Below are 20,683 nucleotides of genomic sequence, written 5' to 3'. Positions count from 1 at the left end.
GTGAAGGCGGCCGCACCGTCGGCGCCGGCGTCGTCGCCAAGATCATCGAGTAATCCTTGATCGAAGGGCGCTAACGCTCGCGACGCGGTCGCTCGCTCCTTGAGCGCGGGACCGCCAAGCACCGAAGACTGAAGCCCCCGCCGGAGAGATCCGGCGGGGGTTTTCTTTGGCGCTCCTGCGATCTCGCCTGTCAGGGGAAAGGTGCGGTTAAGAGGACGACCGGCGGGGGCGGAGCCTTGCCGGACAGCGAATCCCGGGTCTTTGTGCGGCAGAGGTTGTTAGGGATTTGGTAACCAAATGCTCCGCGCGCTCCGCATCGGCCTGTTCATCGGCACCCTGATCGGGATGTCCGCCTGCGCCGCCGCGCAACCGTCGGCGGCGGCCCCGGCCGTGGCCATAAGCGCGCACGCGGACTGAATTTCAGCAAAACCGTGGCGGTCGGGCCAAAACGCCCTTATCATCCTTCGCGCGGACGCCGTTTGTTGCGCCGCGCTGGTCCTCCTCCCCCTAGATGTTAGCCATCGCCATAGCCGTCGTTCTGCTCCTCGTGGTGCTCAACGGCCTTTTCGCCATGACCGAACTCGCGGTCGTCTCCTCCCGGAAATCGAGGCTGCAGAGCCGGGCCGAGCGGGGAGACCGGGGCGCGCGGGCGGCGCTCAAGCTGGCGGAGAACCCGACCCATTTCCTGTCCGCCGTGCAGGTCGGCATCACCGCCATCGGCATTCTGGCCGGCGCCTACGGTCAGGCCGCCATCGCCGGCGAACTGAACCATATTCTTGAAACGACGATCCCGGCCCTCGCGCCCTGGTCCGAATTCATCGCGACCGCCATCGTGGTGGTCTTCATCACCTACGTCTCGCTGATCGTCGGCGAACTGGTGCCCAAGCGGATCGCCCTGATCTTCCCGGAAAGCGTGGCCTCCAAGATGGCCGGCCCGATCTCGACGTTGGCGCTGGTGCTCAAGCCGTTCGTGCTGCTGCTGACGGCCTCTACCTCGGGCATCCTGAAGGTGCTCGGCATCAAGGATCGCGACGGCTCCGACGTGACCCAGGAAGAGGTCGAGACCATGATCGCCGAGGGCACCTCGGCCGGTCTGATCGAGCCTGAAGAGCAGACGATGATCGAGGAGATCCTGACGCTCGGCGACCGCCCGATCCGGGTGGCCATGACGCCGCGTCACGAGGTCTTCTGGGTCGCGCTTGACGATACCGAGGAGCAGTTGCGCGAAGAGGTTCGCACCTGTCCCTATTCGCGAATCGTCGTGGCCAAGGAGAACGACGTCGATAATCCGCTGGGCGTGGTCCACAAGAAGGACCTGCTGGACAGCCTGCTGGACAACGGCGAGTTCAATATCGAGAAGCACGTCCAGACGCCGGCCTTCATCCCGCAGTCGACCTCGGTGCTGAAGGCGCTGGAGATCCTGAAGGCATCCAAGGTGCACATGGCCTTCCTGGTCGACGAGTTCGGCGCCTTCGAGGGGGTGGTCACGGCCACCGACCTGCTGGAGATGATCGCCGGCGACTTCGACGAGGGCCACGACGAGGCGGACGCCTATATCCGCCAGCGCGAGGACGGCAGCTGGCTGGTCGACGGCCAGACGGACCTCGAGGAGCTGTCGGACGAACTGGGCGAGGACTTCGGCGAGACCGAAGGCTTCCACACGGTCGCCGGCCTGGTCCTGCACCAGCTGTCGCGCGTGCCGGACGAGGGCGAAGTCCTGCAGCTGGGCCGCTTCGAGGTGGAGGTCATCGACATGGATGACCGCCGCATCGACAAGCTGCTGTTCAAGCAGCTGGTGAAGCCCGAGGACGAGGCCGACGCTGTCGCGGCGCATCTGGACGAGCAGGGATAAGGGCATTCTTTGCGACGATATGGCTCTTTGGCCGTAACGACGCTTGAAAAGGCAGCCGGGGTGGGGCATAGCCCCGCCTCTGGCGAAAGCAAACGCGTTCGGGACACCCGGCGCCTTTGACTTTCTGCTCCAGGAGTTTAGCTCAGCTGGTAGAGCACCGGTCTCCAAAACCGGGGGTCGTGGGTTCGAGTCCCCCAACTCCTGCCATTTTCCCCCTGTCGCAACCGGATGGGACTTCCCATCTGGTTGTGACAGGTTCGATTGTTTGAAGAGACGCCGCATGGCCAAGGCCAAGACTCCTTCGGGACGCCGCCCCCAGACCGCTCAACCGGCCATCGCCGGCAGCGCCGTCGCGGCCGAGGCTCCGGCCCCGAAGAAGCGCACGTCCATCCCGCAGTTCGCCAGCCAGGTCCGCGCCGAAGGGCGCAAGATCGTGTGGCCGAGCCGCAAGGAGACGTGGATCACCTCGGTGATGGTCTTCATCATGGTCGCCGTCGCGACCGTCTTCTTCGCCATCGTCGACTTCGGCCTGACGCGCCTGTCCCAGGTCGTCCTCGCGATCGGCCAGTAAGAGAGACCGACTTCCAATGACCGACGTCGCCAAGCCCGCCAACCCGCGCCACAAGTGGTACATCGTCCACGCCTACTCGAACTTCGAGAAGAAGGTGGCCGAGCAGCTGCGCGAGCAGGCCAAGCAGCAGGGCCTCGAGGACAATTTCTCGGAAATCCTGGTCCCGACCGAAGAGGTCGTGGAAGTGCGTCGCGGCCGCAAGGTGAACTCGGAACGCAAATTCTTCCCGGGCTACGTCCTGGTGAAGATGGAGATGACCGACAACGCCTACCACCTGGTCAAGAACACCCCGAAGGTGACCGGCTTCCTGGGCGCCGCCGGCGGCACCAAGCCGCTGCCGGTCTCGGAGCGTGAGGTCCAGCAGATCGTCGGTCAGGTGGAAGAGGGCGTCGAGCGTCCGAAGCCCACCATCCGCTTCGACATCGGCGAGACCGTCAAGGTCATCGACGGCCCGTTCGCCAGCTTCGACGGCCAGGTCGAGAGCGTCGACGAGGAGCACGCCCGCCTGCGCGTGGCCGTGTCGATCTTCGGTCGCCCGACCCCGGTGGACCTGGAGTACAATCAGGTGGAGAAGGTCGCGGCCTAAGCCCCGGCTCCATCACGGATTTCGCAGCGGCGGCCCTCGGGTCGCCGTTTGCAATTCAGCCCTTCGTCCGCTATACGCGCGCCTCGCTCTGAACAGGGCGGCGCAAGCAATTGCGTAAATCCGTGGGAGGCAGCCATGCCAGACCACGGCTCACCGGTCCCGATTGAGTTCGGGATCACCGTTTAGGAGAGACCAATGGCCAAGAAGATTCTCGGCTATATCAAGCTGCAAGTGCCGGCCGGTTCGGCCACGCCTTCGCCCCCGATCGGCCCGGCTCTGGGTCAACGCGGCGTGAACATCATGGGCTTCTGCAAGGAGTTCAACGCGCGGACCGAGAAGGAAGCCAAGGGCACCCCGCTTCCGACCGTCATCACCGTCTACCAGGACAAGTCGTTCACCTTCATCACCAAGACGCCGCCGGCGACCTGGTACCTGAAGCAGGCCACCGGCCTGAAGTCGGGTTCCAAGCTCGTGGGTCGTGAAGTCGCCGGCAAGATCAAGCAGTCGCAACTGCGCGAGATCGCCGAGAAGAAGATGAAGGATCTCAACGCCAACGATCTCGACGCCGCGGCGAAGATCATCGAAGGCTCGGCCCGCGCGATGGGCCTCGAAGTGGTGGAGGGCTAAGACATGGCCAAGCTGACCAAGGCCCAGAAGGCCCGTACCGGCGACCGTGAAGCCCTGCTGGGCTTCGAAGACGCCATCAAGCTCGTCAAGGAAAACGCCAAGGCCAAGTTCGACGAGTCGATCGAGATCGCCGTCAACCTGGGCGTCGACCCGCGTCACGCCGACCAGCAGGTCCGTGGCGTCGTCAACCTGCCGTCGGGCACCGGCCGTGACGTCCGCGTCGCCGTCTTCGCCAAGGACGCCAAGGCTGATGAAGCCCGCGCCGCCGGCGCTGAATACGTCGGCGCCGAGGATCTGTACGAGCAGATCAACGGTGGCCTGATGGACTTCGACCGCGTCATCGCGTCGCCCGACATGATGGCCCTCGTCGGCCGTCTGGGTAAGGTGCTGGGCCCGCGCGGCCTGATGCCGAACCCGAAGGTCGGCACCGTGACCCCGAACGTCGCCCAGGCCGTCAAGGACGCCAAGGGCGGCGCCGTCGAGTTCCGCGTCGAGAAGGCCGGTATCGCTCACGGCGGCATCGGCAAGGCCTCGTTCACCCAGGACGCCCTGGAAGCCAACGTGAAGGCTTTCGTGGACGCTCTGGTCCGTTCGAAGCCGTCGGGCGCCAAGGGCACCTATGTGAAGCGCATCAGCCTGTCGTCGACGATGGGCCCGGGCTTCAAGATCGACCCGGCCTCGCTGGGCGCCTGATAGGCTCCACGTGCTGAAATGACGAAGGCCCCGGAAGAGCGATCTTCCGGGGCTTTCTTTTTCTGTGGCCTACCGCCTGTCGGCTACTTGAGGCCGAAGGAGCGGCTGATCGAGCCCGTTCGCGCTCAGTACGCCGCCGTGAACCGGGCGCGGCTGTGCTTCGGCTGCTCCAGCTCGTCGACCATGGCGATGGCGTAGTCGGCGAAGCTGATCCTGCTGTCGCCTTTGGCGTCGGTGATCAGCTGGTCCGTGCCGGTGCGGAACGCGCCCAGACGCGGCGTTTCCTCGATCAGGGCGGCGGGGGAGAAATAGGTCCAGTCGATGTCCGTCTCGCCGCGCAGGTCGTCAAGGAAGATGATGCCGTTGCGGGCGAAGACCTTCCACTCCTCGGGGAAGTCCGGGGTGTCGATCAGTTTGACGCCGGGCGCGACCTCCAGGCTCGAGGCCCCTCCGGTGACCAGCAGACGCGGCACGCCGGCGGTCCGGAGCGCCTTCAGGAGGGTGGCGGCGGGGATGTCGTGGTGCAGGGCGCTGATGACCGCGTCCGTGCCCTTGAGCAGCGAGGCGAGGGCCGTGGCGTCAGACGCATCGCCGGCCACGGCGGTGACGCCGTCAGCTGTCGGAATGGCCTCGGGCTTGCGGGCGATGGCGGTGACCGTATGGCCACGCGCCGCGGCTTCGCGGGTGATTTCCGAGCCGGCGCGGCCGCTGGCGCCCAGGACGACGATGTTCATGGGGGAGGGTTCCTTGGTGGTTTCCAATGGGTACCAGGTGCGATATGGAAATCGGTCATGCAAGAAGGCACCGAAATCTCATCTGGTCACCTGCGGGGAACCGCCCCTGACGCGGCGTCGGCATTTGAGCGGGGCGACGTCTATGCCGCCGAATGCCCGACGCGGCAGTTGCTGGACCGGATCGCGGACAAATGGACGACCCTGCTGCTGACGACGCTGGATGCGCAGCCCATGCGCTTCAACGCCCTGAAGCGGCGCATCGGCGGCGTGTCCCAGAAGATGCTCTGCCAGACCCTGCGCCAGATTGAGCGGGACGGGCTGGCGACCCGCCATGTGGAGCCGACCGTGCCGGTCAGCGTCACCTATGAGATCACCCCGCTGGGTCGGACGCTGGTGACGGCTCTGCGGCCGATGATCGACTGGGCCGAGACCCGGATGAGCGATGTCGAGACCGCGCGCCGGCGTTATGACGCCCGTCCGGGCTGAGGCCACAGGTCACCGAAAATCGCGCGAAGCGTTCGCGTCACGCCGTAATTCCATTTGCGGCTGAACCGGCGCCGGGTGATCATGATCGCCCGCTCGGGGGAGTGTCATGCGGCTGCTGGTTTCCTTTATCGCCCTGTTCGTGCTGTGCGCCGGTCCGGTGCTGGCCCAGGACGCGCCGGACGCCGCGCGTGAGCGCCAGCTGGATCTCGCGGGGCGATACCTGCAGCTGACCCAGGGCGGCGACGCCGCCAAGCTGGTCCGCAGCTATATGGAAGACGCCTATGCGGAGATGGATCTGCCGGCGGACCAGCAAGTCTGGCTGACGGATCAGATGACGCTGATGTTCGAGGAGGTCATGGCCGCGACCATCGCCGATGTCCGGGATGATGTCGCCGACGAGTTCACGACCGCTGAACTGGAGGCCGCCGTGGCCTTCTACGAGACGCCGATGGGACGGTCGATCGCCCGCAAGACCATGGAGATGAGCCTGGAGATGCAGGAGGCGATGATGCCGCATTTGATGCCACGCATCGCGTCGATGGACGACAAATTCTGCCAGCGCTTCGACTGCACCGAAATCACCGAAGCGGCGGCCAAGTCGGGCCGCTGATCGCAGTGTGAAAACCTGTCCGGATTCTGACGGATTGACGTAAAGGGTCGCAGGCTGGATTGAGGCGCCGGAGCCCGGCGAGCGGGCGGCGGCATGGCGAGTGGATTGCGGGACTGATGGCGGGAGATGTGATCCGCACCGAGCGGGCGGAACGCCGGCAGGTCGCGGCCTTGCCGTGGCGACACGGGCCACAGGGGCTGGAAATCCTGCTGGTGACCTCGCGCGAAACCCGTCGCTGGGTGACGCCCAAGGGCGGCCGCATGCCGGGCCTGACCGACGCCGAGGCGGCCGCGGTCGAGGCGCTTGAGGAAGCGGGGGTCGAAGGGCGGATCGACGCGACGCCCCTGGGCGTATTCCGCTATCTGAAGGTGCTGAAACGTCGCGCGCCGCGCTGGTGCGTTGTCTCCGTCTATGCGCTGGAGGTCGAAACCATCCATGCCGCCTGGCAGGAGCAGGGACAGCGCGATCGGGTCTGGATGTCGCCCGAACAGGCCGCCGCCTGTGTGAGCGAGGGCGATCTGGCGGAGATCATTCGGAATTTTCACAAATAGGCGATTGTGTCCCGACGCGCCTTCACGGAAGAATGGCGCAAACGGGGGATACCATCATGCGTTTCATCATCGCCTTCGCCGCGGCCCTGGTCGCCGCGTCCAGCCTGACCGTTGCGCCGGCGCAGGCCCGGCAGGATGAGCGCCTGCCCGTCGTACGGCTGGCGACGCCCGTCATCCCGTCGGAGCGTCAGCTGGAGCTCAGCCGGCGTTACCTTGACCTGATGATGACGGATCAGTTCGAGGACGTGATTCACCAGATGCTGGGGGACCAGATGTCCACGGATCAGTCGATGCGGGACGTGCCGGACGAGGATCGCCGTTTCATCATCAGTCTGACGGCGGAACTGACCACGGACATGGTGCCGTTGATGATCACGGAGATGGTGCCGGTCTATGCGACCATCTTCACCGAGGAAGAGCTGACGGCGCTGGTGACCTTCTACGAGACGCCGATGGGGCGGGTGATCGCCGAGAAGAGCGTGCAGGTGATGCCTGAGGCCAACCGCGCGGTGATGGCCGTCGTCCCCCAGATGCTGGAGAAGATGGTCACCCGCATGTGCCAGCACTACGGCTGCACCCCCGCGGAAATGCAGGAGCTGCGCCGGGGCATGCGCGAAGGCGCGGGCCTGACGAACAGCGCGGCGCCTGCAAGCCGGCACAAGTAAGGGCGGCTTCAGGCCCTTCGCGCCTCGGCCATGAAGCAGCCGCGGCGGGCGGTGTGGATCTGCACCCGCTCCACCGCCGGATCGGCGAACCAGAGCGTCAGCCGCGCGGCCAGATCGGCGCCCTCGACCACGTCGGCGTCCGTCATCATCCCGGTGGCGTCATAGGCGCGCGCTGACAGCAGGCGACGGGCCAGCATGTCCGGCACGGTGTCCGGCGTGGGATCGGCCTCCACGGCGGCCTCGCGTACGAAGACGGGGCCTCCCGAGCGATAGGGGCTGGTCGGGACGTCCAGATGCCGGTGATTGAGCAGGATCAGGGCCTCGCCCGGCGCGGCGTCGATCAGGCTGACCCGGCAGGGGGCGCTGTGCGGAGTGTCGGCGACCATGCGGCGAGCGCCCAGCCGCTCCAGCGCGGCGTCATCCAGTGCGAACAGCGGGCGGAAGGGGGCGATCGGCAGGGAATGGATGCGGAAGGTCATGGGGGGGATGCTGTGACCTTCTCGCGCGGGTGTCTGGCGGGTTTCGGCTGTTGCGCCGACGCGCCCGCATCCCCACAACGGAGGGTATGAACGCCCCCTTCAAGACCCCCGCCGATCCGCTGGACGCCCCGCTGTGGGATCTGTCCGATCTGTACGCCTCGCGTGAGGACGCCCGCATCGAGGCCGATCTGGAGCGCGCCCGCGCCTTGGTCGGCGAACTGAACGGCCTGCAGGGGCAGCTGGCGGCGGCGCAGGGCGACGCGGCGGTGCTGGGCGAGCGGCTGGACCGGGCGATCACCCTGTATGAGCAGGCGTCGGACCTGCTGGGCGGGCTGGGCGCCTACGCCTTCCTCGCCGCCTCCACCAACCGCAACGACGCAGGCGCGCAGGGTTTCGAGGCGACGGTGCGCGAGAAGCTGACGGCCATCGCCACCCCAACCATCTGGGTGACGCTGGAGATCAATCAGCTGGAGGACGCCGCCGTCGAGGCGGCGCTGAAGGCCCATCCCGCCGCCGCCCGCTGGTCGCCCTGGCTGCGCCGGACGCGGGCGATGAAGCCGCATGAGCTGAGCCAGGAGCTCGAGACCTTCCTCGCCGAGCGCGGTCCGATCAGCGCCCAGTGGCCGCGTCTGTTCGACGAGACGCTGGCGGCGCTGAAGGTGAAGGCGGGCAAGGACGAACTGACGCTGGCTGAGGCGCTGAACCGGCTGTCCGATCCCAAGGACGCCCGTCGCAAGGCCGCCGCCGAAGGGCTGGACGAGGCGCTGGGGGCCAAGGCCTCGACGATGGCGTTGGTGCTGAACACCGTCGCCGCCGACAAGGCGCTGGAGGACAAGTGGCGCGGCTTCAAACGGCCCGCCGACGCCCGCCACCTGTCCAACGAGGTTCACGGCGAGTCGGTGGACGCGATGGCCGAGGCTGTGGTCGCCGCCTATCCGGTCCTGTCGCATCGCTACTACGCCCTGAAGGCCAAGGTGCTGGGCAAGCCGAAGCTGGACCAGTGGGACCGCAATGCGCCGCTGGAGACCACGGCCCCGCGCGGCTGGGACTGGGCGCAGGGCAGGGAACTGGTGCTGGAGAGCTTCAGCGATCTGGGCGGCGACTTCGCGGACCGGGCGCAGGGCTTCTTCGACAAGCCGTGGATCGACGGCAAGGCGCGTCCGGGCAAGCAGTCTGGCGCCTATGCCCATCCGGTGACCTCGGATCGTCACCCCTATGTCTTCCTGAACTGGATGGGCGAGCGGCGCGATGTCCTGACCCTGGCGCACGAGCTGGGCCACGGCGTGCACCAGACGCTGGCTGCGGGGCAGGGCAGCCTGCTGGCCGACACGCCGCTGACCCTGGCCGAGACGGCCTCGATCTTCGCCGAGGGCCTGACCTTCGACCGCCTGCTGAAGACCGCTCCGGAGGCCGAGAAACGCGGTCTGCTGGCCGGGCGGATCGAGGACGGGCTGAACACCGTCGTGCGCCAGATCGCCTTCCACCGCTTCGAGACCCGCTTCCACGACGAGCGGGCCAACGGCGAGGTTCCCGTCGAGCGGATCGGCGAGATCTGGCTGGAGGAGATGGGCGGCTCGCTGGGCCCGGCGATCACCCTGAACCCGGGCTATGAACATTGGTGGAGCTATGTCAGCCACTTCGTCCACTCGCCCTTCTACGTCTACGCCTACGCCTTCGGCGACCTGCTGGTGGCGGCGTTGATGGAGACGCGGGCGAAGGACCCGGAGGGCTTCACGCCCCTGTATCGCCAACTGCTCGCGGGCGGCGGATCCAAGGGCTACGTCGAGGCTCTGGCCCCGTTCGGCTTGAACCCGCGCGACCCGGCCTTCTGGACCATCGGCACCAAGCGGCTGGAGCGGCTGATCGACCAGTTCGAGACCCTGGTCTGAAAAACTGTTGCGACGTCAATCCTTTCCGATAGGATCACGATGTTCGGGGAGGGGTGTTATGGCGGATTCGCTGAAGTTCATCAGTGCGCTGACGGCTGCGTTGGTGCTGACCGGCTGCGCGACGGATGGTGATAATTCATCCGGCGTACATCAGGTTCTGACCTCTTCGGTGGCGGACCCGATCGGCGCGTTGATGATCCCCCCGAGCAACGAAAGCGCGCTGACCTATGCGAGCACTGACACCTTCGACCGGACGCTGCATGCGTCGATGAAGGGCCGGGTGCGGGGGATCATGGTGACCGTGCCCGTCGGCACGCCGCTGACACTGGCTCAGATCAACTCCGCCGCCACCGGCCTCACGGCGGGTGATCAACGCATGACGCGATGGACGCGGCGTGTGAAGGAATCCGGCGGCGCATTGCTGGCCTGTCAGAGCCGGCCCGCGGAGTCCGGTCTCTGGGCGGTCCTTCAGCTTCTGCTCGGCGTCGTCTCTCCGATCCTGACGGACTATCTGACCTATCGTCCTGCTGGCGATTATCACGCCGTCATCTTCTATGATTCAGCTACCGACGCGGTTCGCGGAGTGAAGTTCATTCGCCGTGATGCGGTCGCGGATGTGTCGGCCCTGACCTGCCCCGCCGCAGTCGCGCTTTGAGGACGATCGCAGGCGCGCTCCTGCTGATCGGCGGTCTTGTCGGCAGTCCGGTCCACGCACAGACGCAGACGCTGCCCGGTTTCTTGCCCGCCGAAGCCTTTGACAGTCCACGGCCCTGGCGTCTGCAGCCCCGGCTGCGCACAGCGGAATCCCTTATGCGCCCGACCGGCGGGGATCGGATTGATGACCAGACCATCGCGAATTGGGATGTGCCTGACGTCCTGAGCGAAGAACGGTTGCGGGCGTCACGCCCGGTCGGTCGGCTGGCCCTGCTGTTCTCCGAGCAGGAGACGGGCGGCCGCGCGGGGGTGAACTTCTGTACGGCGACGCTGATCGCGCCCGACATGGTCATCACGGCGTATCACTGCACGGACGGCGGCGGGGTGGGCATCCAGCTCCGTCAGGCCCGCGTGACCTTTGGCGACGTTTCCCCGAGCGTCGGCGAGGAGCTCCTGTCGGTCGATGTGCGGGGAATCGTCGAGCGCGACGAGGAACTGGATTACGTCATCCTGAGGCTGTCCCGGTCTGTGACCGAGATCCAGCCCATGCCCCTTCGGCGGGCACCGGCGAACGACCTCTATATGGATATCGTGCACTATCCGCTCTCGCTGCCGATGCGGCTGACGCGGGGCTGCACGCGCTCTGGCGTTCCTGCCGGCGAGGGCAGGGTCAATCACATGTGTTCGACTGAGCAGGGCAGTTCCGGCGCACCGATCCTGACGTCCCGAACGTATGCCTTTGTGGGCATCCACCAAACCGGGACAGATGTTACGGCCAGTCACCCGTTCAATACCGGTGCGACCCTCGACGCCCTGCTCGCCGCAAGCACGACCTTGCGCTCGCTCGCTGAGGCAGCACCGATCGCACCGCCTGCGGCTGCGCCCATGACGCCGCCTGATCGCCCCACGCCGCCGGCAGTCGGGCCGAGGTCGACCACGCCGGCCGGGCGCGGCTTCACCATCTACTTCGACTGGGACCGAAGCGACCTGACGGCCGAAGGGCAATCGGTGATCCGGAGCATTGTGGATTACTACAATCAGAACCCGGGTTCGGCGATCGAGATAGTCGGACATACGGATACGGACGGCACCGCCACCTACAATGTCTCACGCTCCAGCCGGATGGCGCGCACGGTGGCGGACGCGCTCGTGTCCGCCGGACTTCCAGGCGCAGCCATGTCGATTGATGGACGCGGAGAAAGCCAGCTGGCGCGCATCACTGGAGACGGAGTGCGAGAGGCGCTGAATCGACGCGTCGAAGTCCGGATACGACCGGCGTCAGCTCAGCCTTGAGCCTGTCAGACGCGTCGCTATAAGACAAAGGATATCCTTCTTCCGAATCCGGAACCGACCCATGGCCGACCCCCACGCTCAAGACGACTACGTTCGCGGCTCGATGGAGATCAGCGAGCAGAAGTCGACCTACGACCTGTTCATGGTCCTGTCGAAATACGGCGCGCTGTCGATCGCGGCCCTGCTGGCTCTGCTGACGCTGTGGTTCATGCCGAACGGCAGCTTCATCATGGGCGCGGGCGCGGCTTTCGTGCTGATGGCCGCCGGCATCTTCTTCCTGCGGTCGCCCAAGGCGCACTGAGGATCATGCGCCCCTGATCCGACGCCAGGGGCTGCAGGCAAGACTGGAGAGGCCGGGCTGTTCAGCAGTCCGGCCTTTTTCGCGTCTGGAAGGATCGGGGAGGGACTTCAGGGCGGGTCAACGGCCCAACGCCGGATCCCGGAGGATCAAGGTTGGTCGGGCCGTCTCCCGCCTTCTGAAAGCGGGATCACGGTATCAGCGCGTTCCGGAACGACCAGAGGGCGGCGCACAAATTATGTTGCGATGCAGCGTAATCGCCGATCGATGTTGCGGGGATGCACCATGACGGCGCACCCCCGCGAAACGATCAGGCGCCGGCGACGGCGCGCAGGGCGGTGTGCTGAGCGGCGCTGGGGATGGTGCTGACGCTGACGCCGGCTTCATCCGGGACGGCGAGGTAGCCGGCCTTGGCGGCGGCTTCACCCAGACGACGGCGCGAGGTCAGGACGACCAGCGGGGCCGAGAACAGCAGCGGCAGGACCACCGGGGCGAACCAGGCGATCAGGTCGGGACGGATGCACAGGCCGACGGTGAACAGCAGGCCGGTGGCCATCTGCCAGCGCATGGCGCGGAAGGCGTCACGCCAGCTGACGCCGTCGGCGTCGCGGTCCTGGGCCTTCCAGCCGGCGTCGTGACCCGAGGCGATCTGGATGATGGCCTTGGTGTTGGCGACCATCAGGATCGGGGCGATCAGGGCCGACAGCAGGATCTCCATGGCCATGCCCTTGGCGATACGCTTGCCGCCGCCGAAGGCGCGACGCTCGCGCGGACGGCTGAGGACCAGCAGGCCGCCCATGATCTTGGGACCGATCAGCAGCACGCCCGACAGCAGGGTGGCCAGCATGAAGGGCGAGAACTCGGGCTTCAGAATGTAGCCGAAGGACGCCCAGTCGATCGGATACTGCATCTGGATCGCCATGCCGGCGACCAGCGAGGCCAGCCACAGGGGCGACGAGAAATAGGCCATGAAGCCCATGGCCATCTGGACACGGTTCATCACGGTCATGCTGCGGGTCTTCAGCAGGCCCAAATGCTGCATATTGCCCTGGCACCAGCGGTGATCGCGCTGGATGAAGTCCAGCATGGTGGCCGGGGTCTCTTCACAGCTGCCGTCCAGGGCGGCGGTGACATGCACGGCCCAGCCGGCGCGGCGCAGCAGGGCGGCCTCGACGGTGTCGTGGCTCAGGATGGCGCCGCCGAACGGCTCGCGGCCCGCCAGGATCGGCAGGTGGGCGGTCGAAGCGAAGGCCTCGGTGCGCAGGATGGCGTTGTGACCCCAGTAGCTGGCTTCCGAACCGGCCCACCAGGCCAGGCCGGCGGCGGCGACGCGGCCGTACAGGCGCACGCTGAATTGCGACACGCGGGCGAACAGGGTCTGGCCCTTGATGATGGTCGGGGTGGTCTGCAGCAGGCCGATGCCCGGGTTGCGCTCCATGGCGTCGACCATGCGCAGGATGGTTTCACCGGCCATGGTCGAGTCGGCGTCCAGCACCAGCATGAACGGATAGGCGCCGCCGAAGCGCTGGGTCCATTCCGACAGGTTGCCGCATTTGCGCTCGATGTTCTTCTCGCGACGGCGATAGAAGACGCGGCTGTGGGCGTGGGCGCGGAAGCCCAGATAGGCCTGATGCTCCTGATCCGCGGCCTCGGCCTTGGTCGAGTCGGAGAGCACGAAGATGTCGAAGGCGTCCGAGACGCCGAGGCGGGCCAGCGAATTGTCGATCACGGCCAGACGCGCGAACGCCGCGCGGGCGTCCTCGTTGTACAGCGGCATCAGGATGGCCGTGCGCTGGGTCGGCTCCTTGGGATGCGGAGCGAAGGCCAGGTCGTCCTGCTCACGGCCGGTCAGCAGCACCCAGAAGCCGATGGCGGCGCTGGAGAACCAGCAGCCGATGGCGGTGATCAGCACGCCGAAGATGGTCAGGGACGCGATTTCCAGCCCGTCGAAGCCGTTGCGCGAGAACAGGGCGAGCGGCGCGATCAGGGCCAGGCCTGTAACAATCGCCGTCAGCACGGTGAGCGTCAGGCGCCGGGCGCCGACATTGACCGGCGAGGTGGCGGGCGTGGGGACGTCGGGCGTGGCGTCCCAGCTGTTCAGGGACTGACGCGGCATCGCCAGAGGGGCCTCCTCGGGCAGCCAGGTCCAGGCCGGACGCTCATTAACGCCAATATCGGCGTTGGCGGCGTCGATCCGGATCGCTTGGTTGGTCATGCGTCGTTCCAGGCCTCTGTTCCAACCGCCGGCCGGACGCCGGAGGGGACTTGTTGCATTGCAACACGAGGCCCAATGTCGATCACTTCCGCGCGATTTTCAATCACGCAATGGTGAAGTGGCGAAGAAAATTGTGAGAGTCCCCGCTCTCAGGGGATTTGCGAGGGGCCCTCGGCGGGCGGCGCATCACGATCCGCGTGATCCCGCAGCCGTCGATCCAGCACCCAAGCCGCGATTCCGACCCACCCGACCAGAATAAGCGCATAGCCGCGCTCCCACCAGCCGACATTGGCGTCGTTCACCGTGCCGGGCCAGAGCAGGTGTTTGGTCAGGACCGTCAGCACCGCCATGACCACGAAGACCAGGGCCAGAAAGACCTTCAGCCGCTTCAGGTTCATGTGCTTCCACAGGCCCCAGAGCAGCAGCAGGGGCGCCAACTGGATGCCCAGGCCCAGATTGATCGCCATGTGCCGGGGGTCGGGCCAGGGATAGAGGCTGGAGGCGGACAGGCCGATCCCGGCGAGGATGAAGACCACGGCGGTCAGGGCGGCGATGACGCGGCCCCCGGTCAGGGCATGGATGGCCAGGCCGAAGCCGACCCCGGCGGCGATGCACATGCCGCCCGCCAGGAAGACGCCGCCGTTGAAGATCAGGGGGATGGGGGCCGAGGCGCCGCCGAGTTCGCTCAGATACTGTCGGGCGTGATCAAAGCCGGGCCATGTCAGGACGGCGGCCACGACCGCGACGCCCGCCAGCACAGGCGCCGCCATGCCGATCCACAGGAGACGACGGCGGCGATGGTATTTCGCCCGACCCGGCGGGACGGGAAGGGGCTTCAGCCCCCAGACCGGACGGATCAGGGGGATGCGCCGCACGATCTCATAGACCAGCAGGCTGACCCCAAAGGTGACACCCACCAGCGTCAGGGCCTCCAGCGGCGCGGGCATGTGGGCCGGGCGCACGAACCAGACCGCCACGACCAGCACGGTCTGGTGGGCCAGGTAGAGCGGGAAGGTGGCGTCGACCAGATAGTTCAGCGCCGGCCCCTGCGCCTTGCGCAGATAACGGCTGGCGTAGCCCAGGATGGCGGCGATGGTCGCCCACTGGTCGATGGCGAAGACGACGGCGCGCGGAATGCCGAACCAGGTCCCGCCGCCGGGGTGGGCGGCCTGCAGCATCATGATCGGCAGGGCGATCAGGGCGATGACGAGGGCCAGTCGGCGACGGCGCTCCAGCTCGGCCCACAGGGCCTCGTGCCGGACCATCAGGAAGCCGAACAGGAAGGCGCCCAGCGACAGGAAGTGGTTGTAGCCGTCCCAGCTCAGCTTGTTGGTGATGCCGAAGATGGGGAACAGGACGATGCGGATGACGATCAGATAGACCAGCGGCACGATCAGCAGCCGCCAGCCGGCGGTGTTCCGCGCCAGCCAGACCTCGGCCTTCTGCATCAGGGCCGGACGAGTCAGCAGCCCGATGGCGACCAGGCTGTAGGCGGTGATGTAGACGAGGAACCACAGGTGGTTGACCGGCACCCCGTTGGCGAGGCCGGACGGGCTGAACTCGTGCCACAGCCAGTCGGCGAAATTGCCGGTGAAGCCGCCCTTGTCGATGGCCTCGACGAACGACTGGATCGGCACCAGCACCAGTGCGCCGAAGATCAGGGGCGGGATCAGCCGCTCGGCGCGGGCGCGCAGGGTCTGTTTGGCGGACCGGCGACCGGTCATGAACCGCAGGGCCGCGCCCGAGACCAGGAACAGCAGCGTCAGCCGCCAGGGATTGGTCAGCAGCAGGGCTTCATGCAGCCAGCCGAAGGTGTGGGCGCTGTGGATGTGCCAGTCGTACGGCGCATAGACCAAAGCCACATGGTAGAGGATCAGCAGGCCGAACGCGGCGACCCGGATCCAGTCCAGATCATTGCGGCGCATACTGGGAACGGGGGCGGCTGACACGCGGCGTCTATGGTCGAGCGCGGGCCGCCTGTCCATGCGGCGTGTTTTTGACGCATCCTCGAAGAACAGCCTAACGTCGCTCAACGAAGAACTGAGGGAGGGATTCGTTTGGCTGTCACCATCGCCGTGACCCGCGAACGCCGTGAGGGCGAGACGCGCTGCGCCGTCACTCCCGAGACCGTGAAGAAGCTGATCGCGCTGGGCGCGACTGTGCTGGTCGAGGCCGGGACGGGGACGGGCTCCTCCATTCCGGACGCCGATTATGAGGCGGCGGGCGCGACGGTGGCCAAGGACACCCGCGCGGTGCTGACCGGGGCGGACATCCTGCTGAAGGTCCGCGGCCCGACGGCGCAGGAGATCAGCGCGCTGAAGCCCGGCGCCATCGTCGCGGCCATGCTGGATGCGTATCGCGAGAAGGACACGGTGCAGGCGCTGGCCGGGGCGGGGACGACGGCCTTCGCCATGGAGTTCGTGCCCCGCATCACCCGGGCGCAGGTGATGGACGTGCTGTCCTCGCAGGCCAACCTGGCCGGCTATCGCGCGGTGATCGAGGCGGCGTATGCGTATGGGAAAGGCTTCCCGATGATGATGACGGCGGCGGGCACGGTCGCCGCAGCCAAGGTCTTCGTCATGGGCGCGGGCGTCGCGGGCCTGCAGGCCATCGCCACCGCCCGCCGTCTGGGCGCGGTGGTCACCGCCACCGACGTGCGCCCGGCCTCCAAGGAACAGGTCGAGTCGCTGGGCGCGAAATTCGTCGCCGTCGAGGATGAGGAGTTCAAGGCCGCCGAGACCGCCGCCGGCTACGCCAAGCCGATGTCGGCCGAGTATCAGGTCAAGCAGGCCGAGCTGACGGCCAGCCACATCGTCAAACAGGACATCGTCATCACCACGGCCCTGATCCCCGGTCGTCCGGCGCCGCGTCTGGTCACCGCGGCCCATGTCGCCTCGATGAAGCCCGGCTCGGTGCTGGTCGATCTGGCCATCGACAACGGCGGCAATGTCGAGGGGGCGAGGCTCGGTGAGGTGGTCACCACCCCGAACGGCGTCCAGATCGTCGGTTGGTCCAACCTGCCGGGCCGGATCGCGGCGGATGCCAGCGCCCTCTACGCCCGCAACCTGGTCGCCTTCGTCGGGCTGTTCGTGAAGGACGGGGCGTTGGCGGTGGATCTGGAGGATGAAATCCTCAAGGCGTCCGTGGTCACCAGCGGCGGGGCCGTGGTGCATGAGGGGGTGAGGGGATGATTTCTACGAAACTCAGGAACGTACTCGCGGCGGCGGCGATGCTGGTCATGATCGGCGGTCCCGTTTTGGCCGTCGTTGGCCTCGTCGCCGCGACAGCGCTTGGAGAAGGCAGTGGCGTTGTCTTGGGCAACACCCTGCAGGTGTTCTTCGGCAGCCTGATCGCCGGCGGCGTACTGCGTCTTCTGGTTAGCATTGACGCAAGATTGGAAGCGAGAAGCTGATGGAACACGTCGATCCCACCATCTTCCGCCTCGCCATCTTCGTGCTGGCGATCTTCGTCGGCTACTATGTGGTCTGGAGCGTCACGCCGGCCCTGCACACGCCGCTGATGGCCGTCACCAACGCCATCTCCAGCGTCATCATCGTCGGCGGCCTGATCGCGGCGGCGGCGGTCGCCTCGGGCGGGGACGGCTGGATCGCCAAGGGGGCGGGCGTGGCGGCTGTGACCCTGGCCAGTGTCAACATCTTCGGCGGCTTCATGGTCACGCGGCGCATGCTGGCCATGTACCGCAAGAAGGAGAAGCCGAAGCCGGGGACCGCCGCCTCGTGAGCCTCGACGCCGCCAGCATTGTCTTCTGGATCTCGATCGCCGGTCTGGTGGGCGGCGCCGGCCTGTGGGCGTGGTCCTTCATCGAGAAGCACCCGATCCGCCGCTTGCGTCAGCTCGATTGCGGCACGGTGCTGGTCTTCTCGTCGATCCTGCTGCGCTTCGTGGGGCAGGGGAAACCGCTGGGTGTGATCGAATGGGCGCTGGCCCTGCTGTCGCCCCTGTTCGTGGCGGGGGCGCTGTGGCGGTTGTCGCGGACGGCCTGCCCGGCCAAGGGGCCGATGAAACATAACAAGGGGGGAACGGCATGAGCGCATCCATCGCGGCGCTGGCCTATCTGGTCGCGGGCGTCCTGTTCATCCTCAGTCTGCGCGGGCTTTCCAGCCCCGAGACCAGCCGTCAGGGCAACACCTTCGGCATGATCGGCATGGCGCTGGCCGTGGGCGTGACGGTGCTGACCCTGTGGAGCTCCGGTGCGCTGGACCTGCTGACGGCGGGCCTGATCGTCGGCGGGGTGGTGGTTGGCGGGGGCGCGGGCGCGGTGATCGCGGGGCGGGTGCAGATGACCCAGATGCCCCAACTGGTCGCCGCCTTCCACTCGCTGGTCGGCATGGCCGCCTGTCTGGTGGCCGTGGGGGCCGTCTATGCCCCGGACAGTTTCGGCATCGCCACCGCCGCGGGCGGCATCAAGACCCTGTCGATCATCGAACTGAGTCTGGGCGTCGCCATCGGGGCCATCACCTTCACCGGCTCGGTGATCGCCTTCGCCAAGCTGAACGGAAACATGAGCGGCGCGCCGATCCTGCTGCCCGCCCGACACCTGATCAACATCGCCCTGGCGCTGGCTCTGGTCCTGCTGATCGGCCTGCTGATCGGGTCGGGCGGCACGGCGACCTGGGCCTTCTGGGGCGTCTTCCTGCTGGCGCTGGTGCTGGGCGCGACCCTGATCATCCCCATCGGCGGGGCCGACATGCCGGTGGTCGTCTCGATGCTGAACTCCTACTCGGGCTGGGCCGCCGCCGCGCTGGGCTTCACCCTGGAGAACATCGCCCTGATCATCACCGGGGCCTTGGTCGGCAGCTCGGGCGCGATCCTGAGCTACATCATGTGCAAGGGGATGAACCGCAGCTTCATCAGCGTCATTCTGGGCGGCTTCGGTGGTGATGCGGCGGCTACGGGCGCCGGCGGCCACGTCGAGACCCGGCCGGTCAAGCAGGGCTCGGCCGACGACGCCGCCTTCATCATGAAGAACGCGAGCAAGGTCATCATCGTGCCCGGCTATGGCATGGCCGTCGCCCAGGCCCAGCACGCCCTGCGCGAGATGGCCGACAAGCTGAAGGAAGAGGGCGTCGACGTGAAATACGCCATCCACCCCGTCGCGGGCCGGATGCCGGGCCACATGAACGTCCTGCTGGCCGAGGCGAATGTCCCCTATGACGAGGTGTTCGAGCTGGAGGACATCAACAGCGAGTTCGGCAGCTGCGACGTCGCCTTCGTCATCGGCGCCAATGACGTGACCAACCCGGCCGCCAAGACCGATCCGACCAGCGCCATCTACGGCATGCCGATCCTCGACGTGGAGAAGGCGGGCACGGTCCTGTTCATCAAGCGCGGCATGGCGGCGGGCTATGCGGGCGTCGAGAACGAGCTCTTCTTCCGCGACAACACCATGATGCTGTTCGCCGACGCCAAGAAGATGGTCGAGGGGATCGTGAAGGCGCTCTAGTTCCTGTCAGCCCAAGTTTGGAGGGATTTCTCCATCAAAGGCTGAACCGACGACCAGATGTTTTCGATCGCGCGCATATGCCTTTCGGCTTCGTCGTAGTCTTTGACGTCGCGCCCGTGGTTCTCAAGGGGGCGCAGGAGCCAAGCGTGATAGGCATGGGTCTGAAGTTCCTCCAGCGGTCCTACAATGGGCCGACTGTAAAGAAAGCGCGCGAGATGGACGGCCTCTTTCAGCGTCTCGTATGTCTTGGGATAAATCGCCCCGTCGATTTTCATCGACGCGATGCCTGAGGCGAGGTCGCGGTAGGCTTTGAACCGGCGATCAAATAGCGCCGCCTTCGTTTGTCCTCGAGCGATCCGGACTGCTGCCCAGCCGACCACTACGGTTGCGAAAGCGCTGATGCCAGCAACCAGTACGCCGAGCGCCTCCCAGTCAGGTTGAAATTTCACGCCGCCGCGCTCTCGACCTTCAGCACCCCCGCCGCCGCCATGTCCGCGTGCAGGGCGTCGGGCGCCCAGTCGTAGCCGTTGGGCCAGGTCAGGGCGCCGAACTCGAGGAAGACGCGGTCGAAATAGGCGGGGTCGGCGAACGGGCGGGTGATCTCCGTGCCCCGAGCCGCCAGCTCGGAGAAGTCCCACTCGCCGGCGCGGCCATCGGAGAACCACAGCTTCAGGCGATAGTCGCCGAGCCGTTGAAGCTTTCGGACGCGGACGATCTCAGTTGTCATTGTCGGCATCGGGTCCCGGAATACGTTCGGGCGTCTGGTCGTTGCGGACAGCGGTCCAGGCGGCCTGAAGCTCCGCACCATACATCGCAATCCACTTCTGGACGAGCTTTCGCCGGGCGGCCGACAGCTTGCCGCCGATCACGGCACCGGTCGAAATGTCGAACTTCGCTTCCTCATCACCGGCGTAGGCATGGAAATGCGCCGGCGCATGGTCATTGAAGAACATGCGGATGGCGATGCCGTGGAAGAAGGCTATGGTCGGAATGACGGTGATTTCTAACACGCAAAG

At 66.6% G+C, this 20,683-nt stretch carries 25 protein-coding genes and 1 tRNA gene; 19 read left to right on the top strand and 7 right to left on the bottom strand.

From position 1 onward, the window contains the following. Positions 1 to 511 precede the first annotated feature (511 nt). From ACFQQC_RS17205 to rplA, 6 genes are all read left to right on the top strand, one after another. Positions 512 to 1,852, top strand: a complete 1,341-nt coding sequence (locus ACFQQC_RS17205; protein WP_376863759.1) for a hemolysin family protein — start codon at positions 512 to 514, stop codon at positions 1,850 to 1,852. Between the two features lie 131 nt (positions 1,853 to 1,983). Then, positions 1,984 to 2,059 (top strand) — tRNA-Trp (locus tag ACFQQC_RS17200). Between the two features lie 73 nt (positions 2,060 to 2,132). Further along, positions 2,133 to 2,423, top strand: coding sequence for a preprotein translocase subunit SecE (secE, locus tag ACFQQC_RS17195; protein ID WP_376863758.1), 291 nt, complete (start codon positions 2,133 to 2,135; stop codon positions 2,421 to 2,423). Positions 2,424 to 2,439: 16 nt separating this feature from the next. Continuing rightward, on the top strand, positions 2,440 to 3,009 hold the full coding sequence (gene nusG / locus ACFQQC_RS17190; protein ID WP_376863757.1) for a transcription termination/antitermination protein NusG: 570 nt from the start codon (positions 2,440 to 2,442) through the stop codon (positions 3,007 to 3,009). 195 nt (positions 3,010 to 3,204) lie between these two features. Continuing rightward, positions 3,205 to 3,636 (top strand): 50S ribosomal protein L11, encoded by a 432-nt coding sequence (rplK, locus tag ACFQQC_RS17185; protein ID WP_141627215.1) that lies wholly within the window; start codon positions 3,205 to 3,207, stop codon positions 3,634 to 3,636. A gap of 3 nt (positions 3,637 to 3,639) precedes the next feature. Continuing rightward, entirely contained in the window at positions 3,640 to 4,329 is a 690-nt protein-coding gene (gene rplA, locus ACFQQC_RS17180; protein WP_376863756.1) for a 50S ribosomal protein L1, read from the top strand. Positions 4,330 to 4,454: 125 nt separating this feature from the next. On the opposite strand, the gene ACFQQC_RS17175 is transcribed toward rplA, so the two are convergent. Further along, entirely contained in the window at positions 4,455 to 5,063 is a 609-nt protein-coding gene (locus ACFQQC_RS17175; protein ID WP_376863755.1) for an NAD(P)-dependent oxidoreductase, read from the bottom strand. Between the two features lie 57 nt (positions 5,064 to 5,120). On the opposite strand from ACFQQC_RS17175, the gene ACFQQC_RS17170 reads away from it, so the two are divergent. From ACFQQC_RS17170 to ACFQQC_RS17155, 4 genes are all read left to right on the top strand, one after another. Next, positions 5,121 to 5,549, top strand: a complete 429-nt coding sequence (locus ACFQQC_RS17170) for a winged helix-turn-helix transcriptional regulator (RefSeq protein ID WP_376863754.1) — start codon at positions 5,121 to 5,123, stop codon at positions 5,547 to 5,549. A 106-nt stretch (positions 5,550 to 5,655) separates the two neighbouring features. Beyond that, entirely contained in the window at positions 5,656 to 6,159 is a 504-nt protein-coding gene (locus tag ACFQQC_RS17165; protein WP_376863753.1) for a DUF2059 domain-containing protein, read from the top strand. Positions 6,160 to 6,275: 116 nt separating this feature from the next. After that, on the top strand, positions 6,276 to 6,710 hold the full coding sequence (locus ACFQQC_RS17160) for an NUDIX hydrolase (RefSeq protein ID WP_376863752.1): 435 nt from the start codon (positions 6,276 to 6,278) through the stop codon (positions 6,708 to 6,710). A gap of 56 nt (positions 6,711 to 6,766) precedes the next feature. After that, positions 6,767 to 7,375 (top strand): DUF2059 domain-containing protein, encoded by a 609-nt coding sequence (locus tag ACFQQC_RS17155; RefSeq protein ID WP_376863751.1) that lies wholly within the window; start codon positions 6,767 to 6,769, stop codon positions 7,373 to 7,375. A gap of 8 nt (positions 7,376 to 7,383) precedes the next feature. Here the strand turns inward: ACFQQC_RS17155 and ACFQQC_RS17150 are convergent, their stop codons facing one another. After that, positions 7,384 to 7,854, bottom strand: coding sequence for a DUF1203 domain-containing protein (locus ACFQQC_RS17150; RefSeq protein ID WP_376863750.1), 471 nt, complete (start codon positions 7,852 to 7,854; stop codon positions 7,384 to 7,386). 86 nt (positions 7,855 to 7,940) lie between these two features. On the opposite strand from ACFQQC_RS17150, the gene ACFQQC_RS17145 reads away from it, so the two are divergent. The 4 genes from ACFQQC_RS17145 (at position 7,941) to ACFQQC_RS17130 (ending at position 11,991) form a co-directional block, all read left to right on the top strand. Next, on the top strand, positions 7,941 to 9,743 hold the full coding sequence (locus tag ACFQQC_RS17145) for a M3 family oligoendopeptidase (protein ID WP_376863749.1): 1,803 nt from the start codon (positions 7,941 to 7,943) through the stop codon (positions 9,741 to 9,743). Between the two features lie 58 nt (positions 9,744 to 9,801). Further along, positions 9,802 to 10,398 carry a hypothetical protein gene (locus tag ACFQQC_RS17140; protein ID WP_376863748.1) on the top strand — a complete coding sequence of 199 codons (597 nt, stop codon included), beginning with the start codon at positions 9,802 to 9,804 and terminating at the stop codon, positions 10,396 to 10,398. A gap of 155 nt (positions 10,399 to 10,553) precedes the next feature. Next, entirely contained in the window at positions 10,554 to 11,690 is a 1,137-nt protein-coding gene (locus tag ACFQQC_RS17135) for an OmpA family protein (protein ID WP_376863747.1), read from the top strand. Between the two features lie 61 nt (positions 11,691 to 11,751). Beyond that, the gene (locus ACFQQC_RS17130) at positions 11,752 to 11,991 is read left to right on the top strand and encodes an aa3-type cytochrome c oxidase subunit IV (protein WP_376863746.1); all 240 of its coding nucleotides are present in this window, start codon (positions 11,752 to 11,754) and stop codon (positions 11,989 to 11,991) included. A 307-nt stretch (positions 11,992 to 12,298) separates the two neighbouring features. Here the strand turns inward: ACFQQC_RS17130 and mdoH are convergent, their stop codons facing one another. Both mdoH and ACFQQC_RS17120 read right to left on the bottom strand, forming a co-directional pair. Next, on the bottom strand, positions 12,299 to 14,203 hold the full coding sequence (gene mdoH / locus ACFQQC_RS17125; RefSeq protein ID WP_376863745.1) for a glucans biosynthesis glucosyltransferase MdoH: 1,905 nt from the start codon (positions 14,201 to 14,203) through the stop codon (positions 12,299 to 12,301). Positions 14,204 to 14,352: 149 nt separating this feature from the next. Continuing rightward, positions 14,353 to 16,128 carry an acyltransferase family protein gene (locus ACFQQC_RS17120; RefSeq protein WP_376863744.1) on the bottom strand — a complete coding sequence of 592 codons (1,776 nt, stop codon included), beginning with the start codon at positions 16,126 to 16,128 and terminating at the stop codon, positions 14,353 to 14,355. A gap of 132 nt (positions 16,129 to 16,260) precedes the next feature. On the opposite strand from ACFQQC_RS17120, the gene ACFQQC_RS17115 reads away from it, so the two are divergent. From ACFQQC_RS17115 to ACFQQC_RS17095, 5 genes are read left to right on the top strand one after another with little or no spacing between them, the layout of a single operon-like run. Beyond that, on the top strand, positions 16,261 to 17,394 hold the full coding sequence (locus ACFQQC_RS17115) for a Re/Si-specific NAD(P)(+) transhydrogenase subunit alpha (RefSeq protein WP_376863743.1): 1,134 nt from the start codon (positions 16,261 to 16,263) through the stop codon (positions 17,392 to 17,394). A gap of 38 nt (positions 17,395 to 17,432) precedes the next feature. After that, positions 17,433 to 17,615: a hypothetical protein gene (locus ACFQQC_RS17110; RefSeq protein WP_376863742.1), complete on the top strand. Its 183-nt coding sequence runs from the start codon at positions 17,433 to 17,435 to the stop codon at positions 17,613 to 17,615. Continuing rightward, the gene (locus ACFQQC_RS17105) at positions 17,615 to 17,944 is read left to right on the top strand and encodes an NAD(P) transhydrogenase subunit alpha (protein WP_376863741.1); all 330 of its coding nucleotides are present in this window, start codon (positions 17,615 to 17,617) and stop codon (positions 17,942 to 17,944) included. Before ACFQQC_RS17110 ends, ACFQQC_RS17105 begins: the two co-directional genes overlap by 1 nt. Then, on the top strand, positions 17,941 to 18,252 hold the full coding sequence (locus ACFQQC_RS17100; protein ID WP_376863740.1) for a hypothetical protein: 312 nt from the start codon (positions 17,941 to 17,943) through the stop codon (positions 18,250 to 18,252). Before ACFQQC_RS17105 ends, ACFQQC_RS17100 begins: the two co-directional genes overlap by 4 nt. After that, positions 18,249 to 19,667, top strand: coding sequence for an NAD(P)(+) transhydrogenase (Re/Si-specific) subunit beta (locus ACFQQC_RS17095; protein ID WP_376863739.1), 1,419 nt, complete (start codon positions 18,249 to 18,251; stop codon positions 19,665 to 19,667). Before ACFQQC_RS17100 ends, ACFQQC_RS17095 begins: the two co-directional genes overlap by 4 nt. Here the strand turns inward: ACFQQC_RS17095 and ACFQQC_RS17090 are convergent. Genes ACFQQC_RS17090 through ACFQQC_RS17080 form a run of 3 tightly spaced genes read right to left on the bottom strand, consistent with a single transcriptional unit; the run spans position 19,664 to position 20,677 of the window. Then, complete coding sequence (locus ACFQQC_RS17090; RefSeq protein ID WP_376863738.1) at positions 19,664 to 20,116, bottom strand: hypothetical protein; 453 nt, start codon at positions 20,114 to 20,116, stop codon at positions 19,664 to 19,666. The genes ACFQQC_RS17095 and ACFQQC_RS17090 overlap by 4 nt on opposite strands. Beyond that, positions 20,113 to 20,394, bottom strand: a complete 282-nt coding sequence (locus ACFQQC_RS17085) for a DUF2442 domain-containing protein (RefSeq protein WP_376863737.1) — start codon at positions 20,392 to 20,394, stop codon at positions 20,113 to 20,115. Before ACFQQC_RS17085 ends, ACFQQC_RS17090 begins: the two co-directional genes overlap by 4 nt. Then, positions 20,384 to 20,677, bottom strand: a complete 294-nt coding sequence (locus ACFQQC_RS17080) for a DUF4160 domain-containing protein (protein WP_376863736.1) — start codon at positions 20,675 to 20,677, stop codon at positions 20,384 to 20,386. Before ACFQQC_RS17080 ends, ACFQQC_RS17085 begins: the two co-directional genes overlap by 11 nt. Positions 20,678 to 20,683: the final 6 nt, after the last annotated feature.

Origin of the sequence: Brevundimonas sp. GCM10030266 (genome assembly GCF_042666595.1) — a bacterium.
Classification (GTDB): Bacteria; Pseudomonadota; Alphaproteobacteria; order Caulobacterales; family Caulobacteraceae; genus Brevundimonas.
This window is presented reverse-complemented; position numbering and strand designations above follow the sequence as displayed.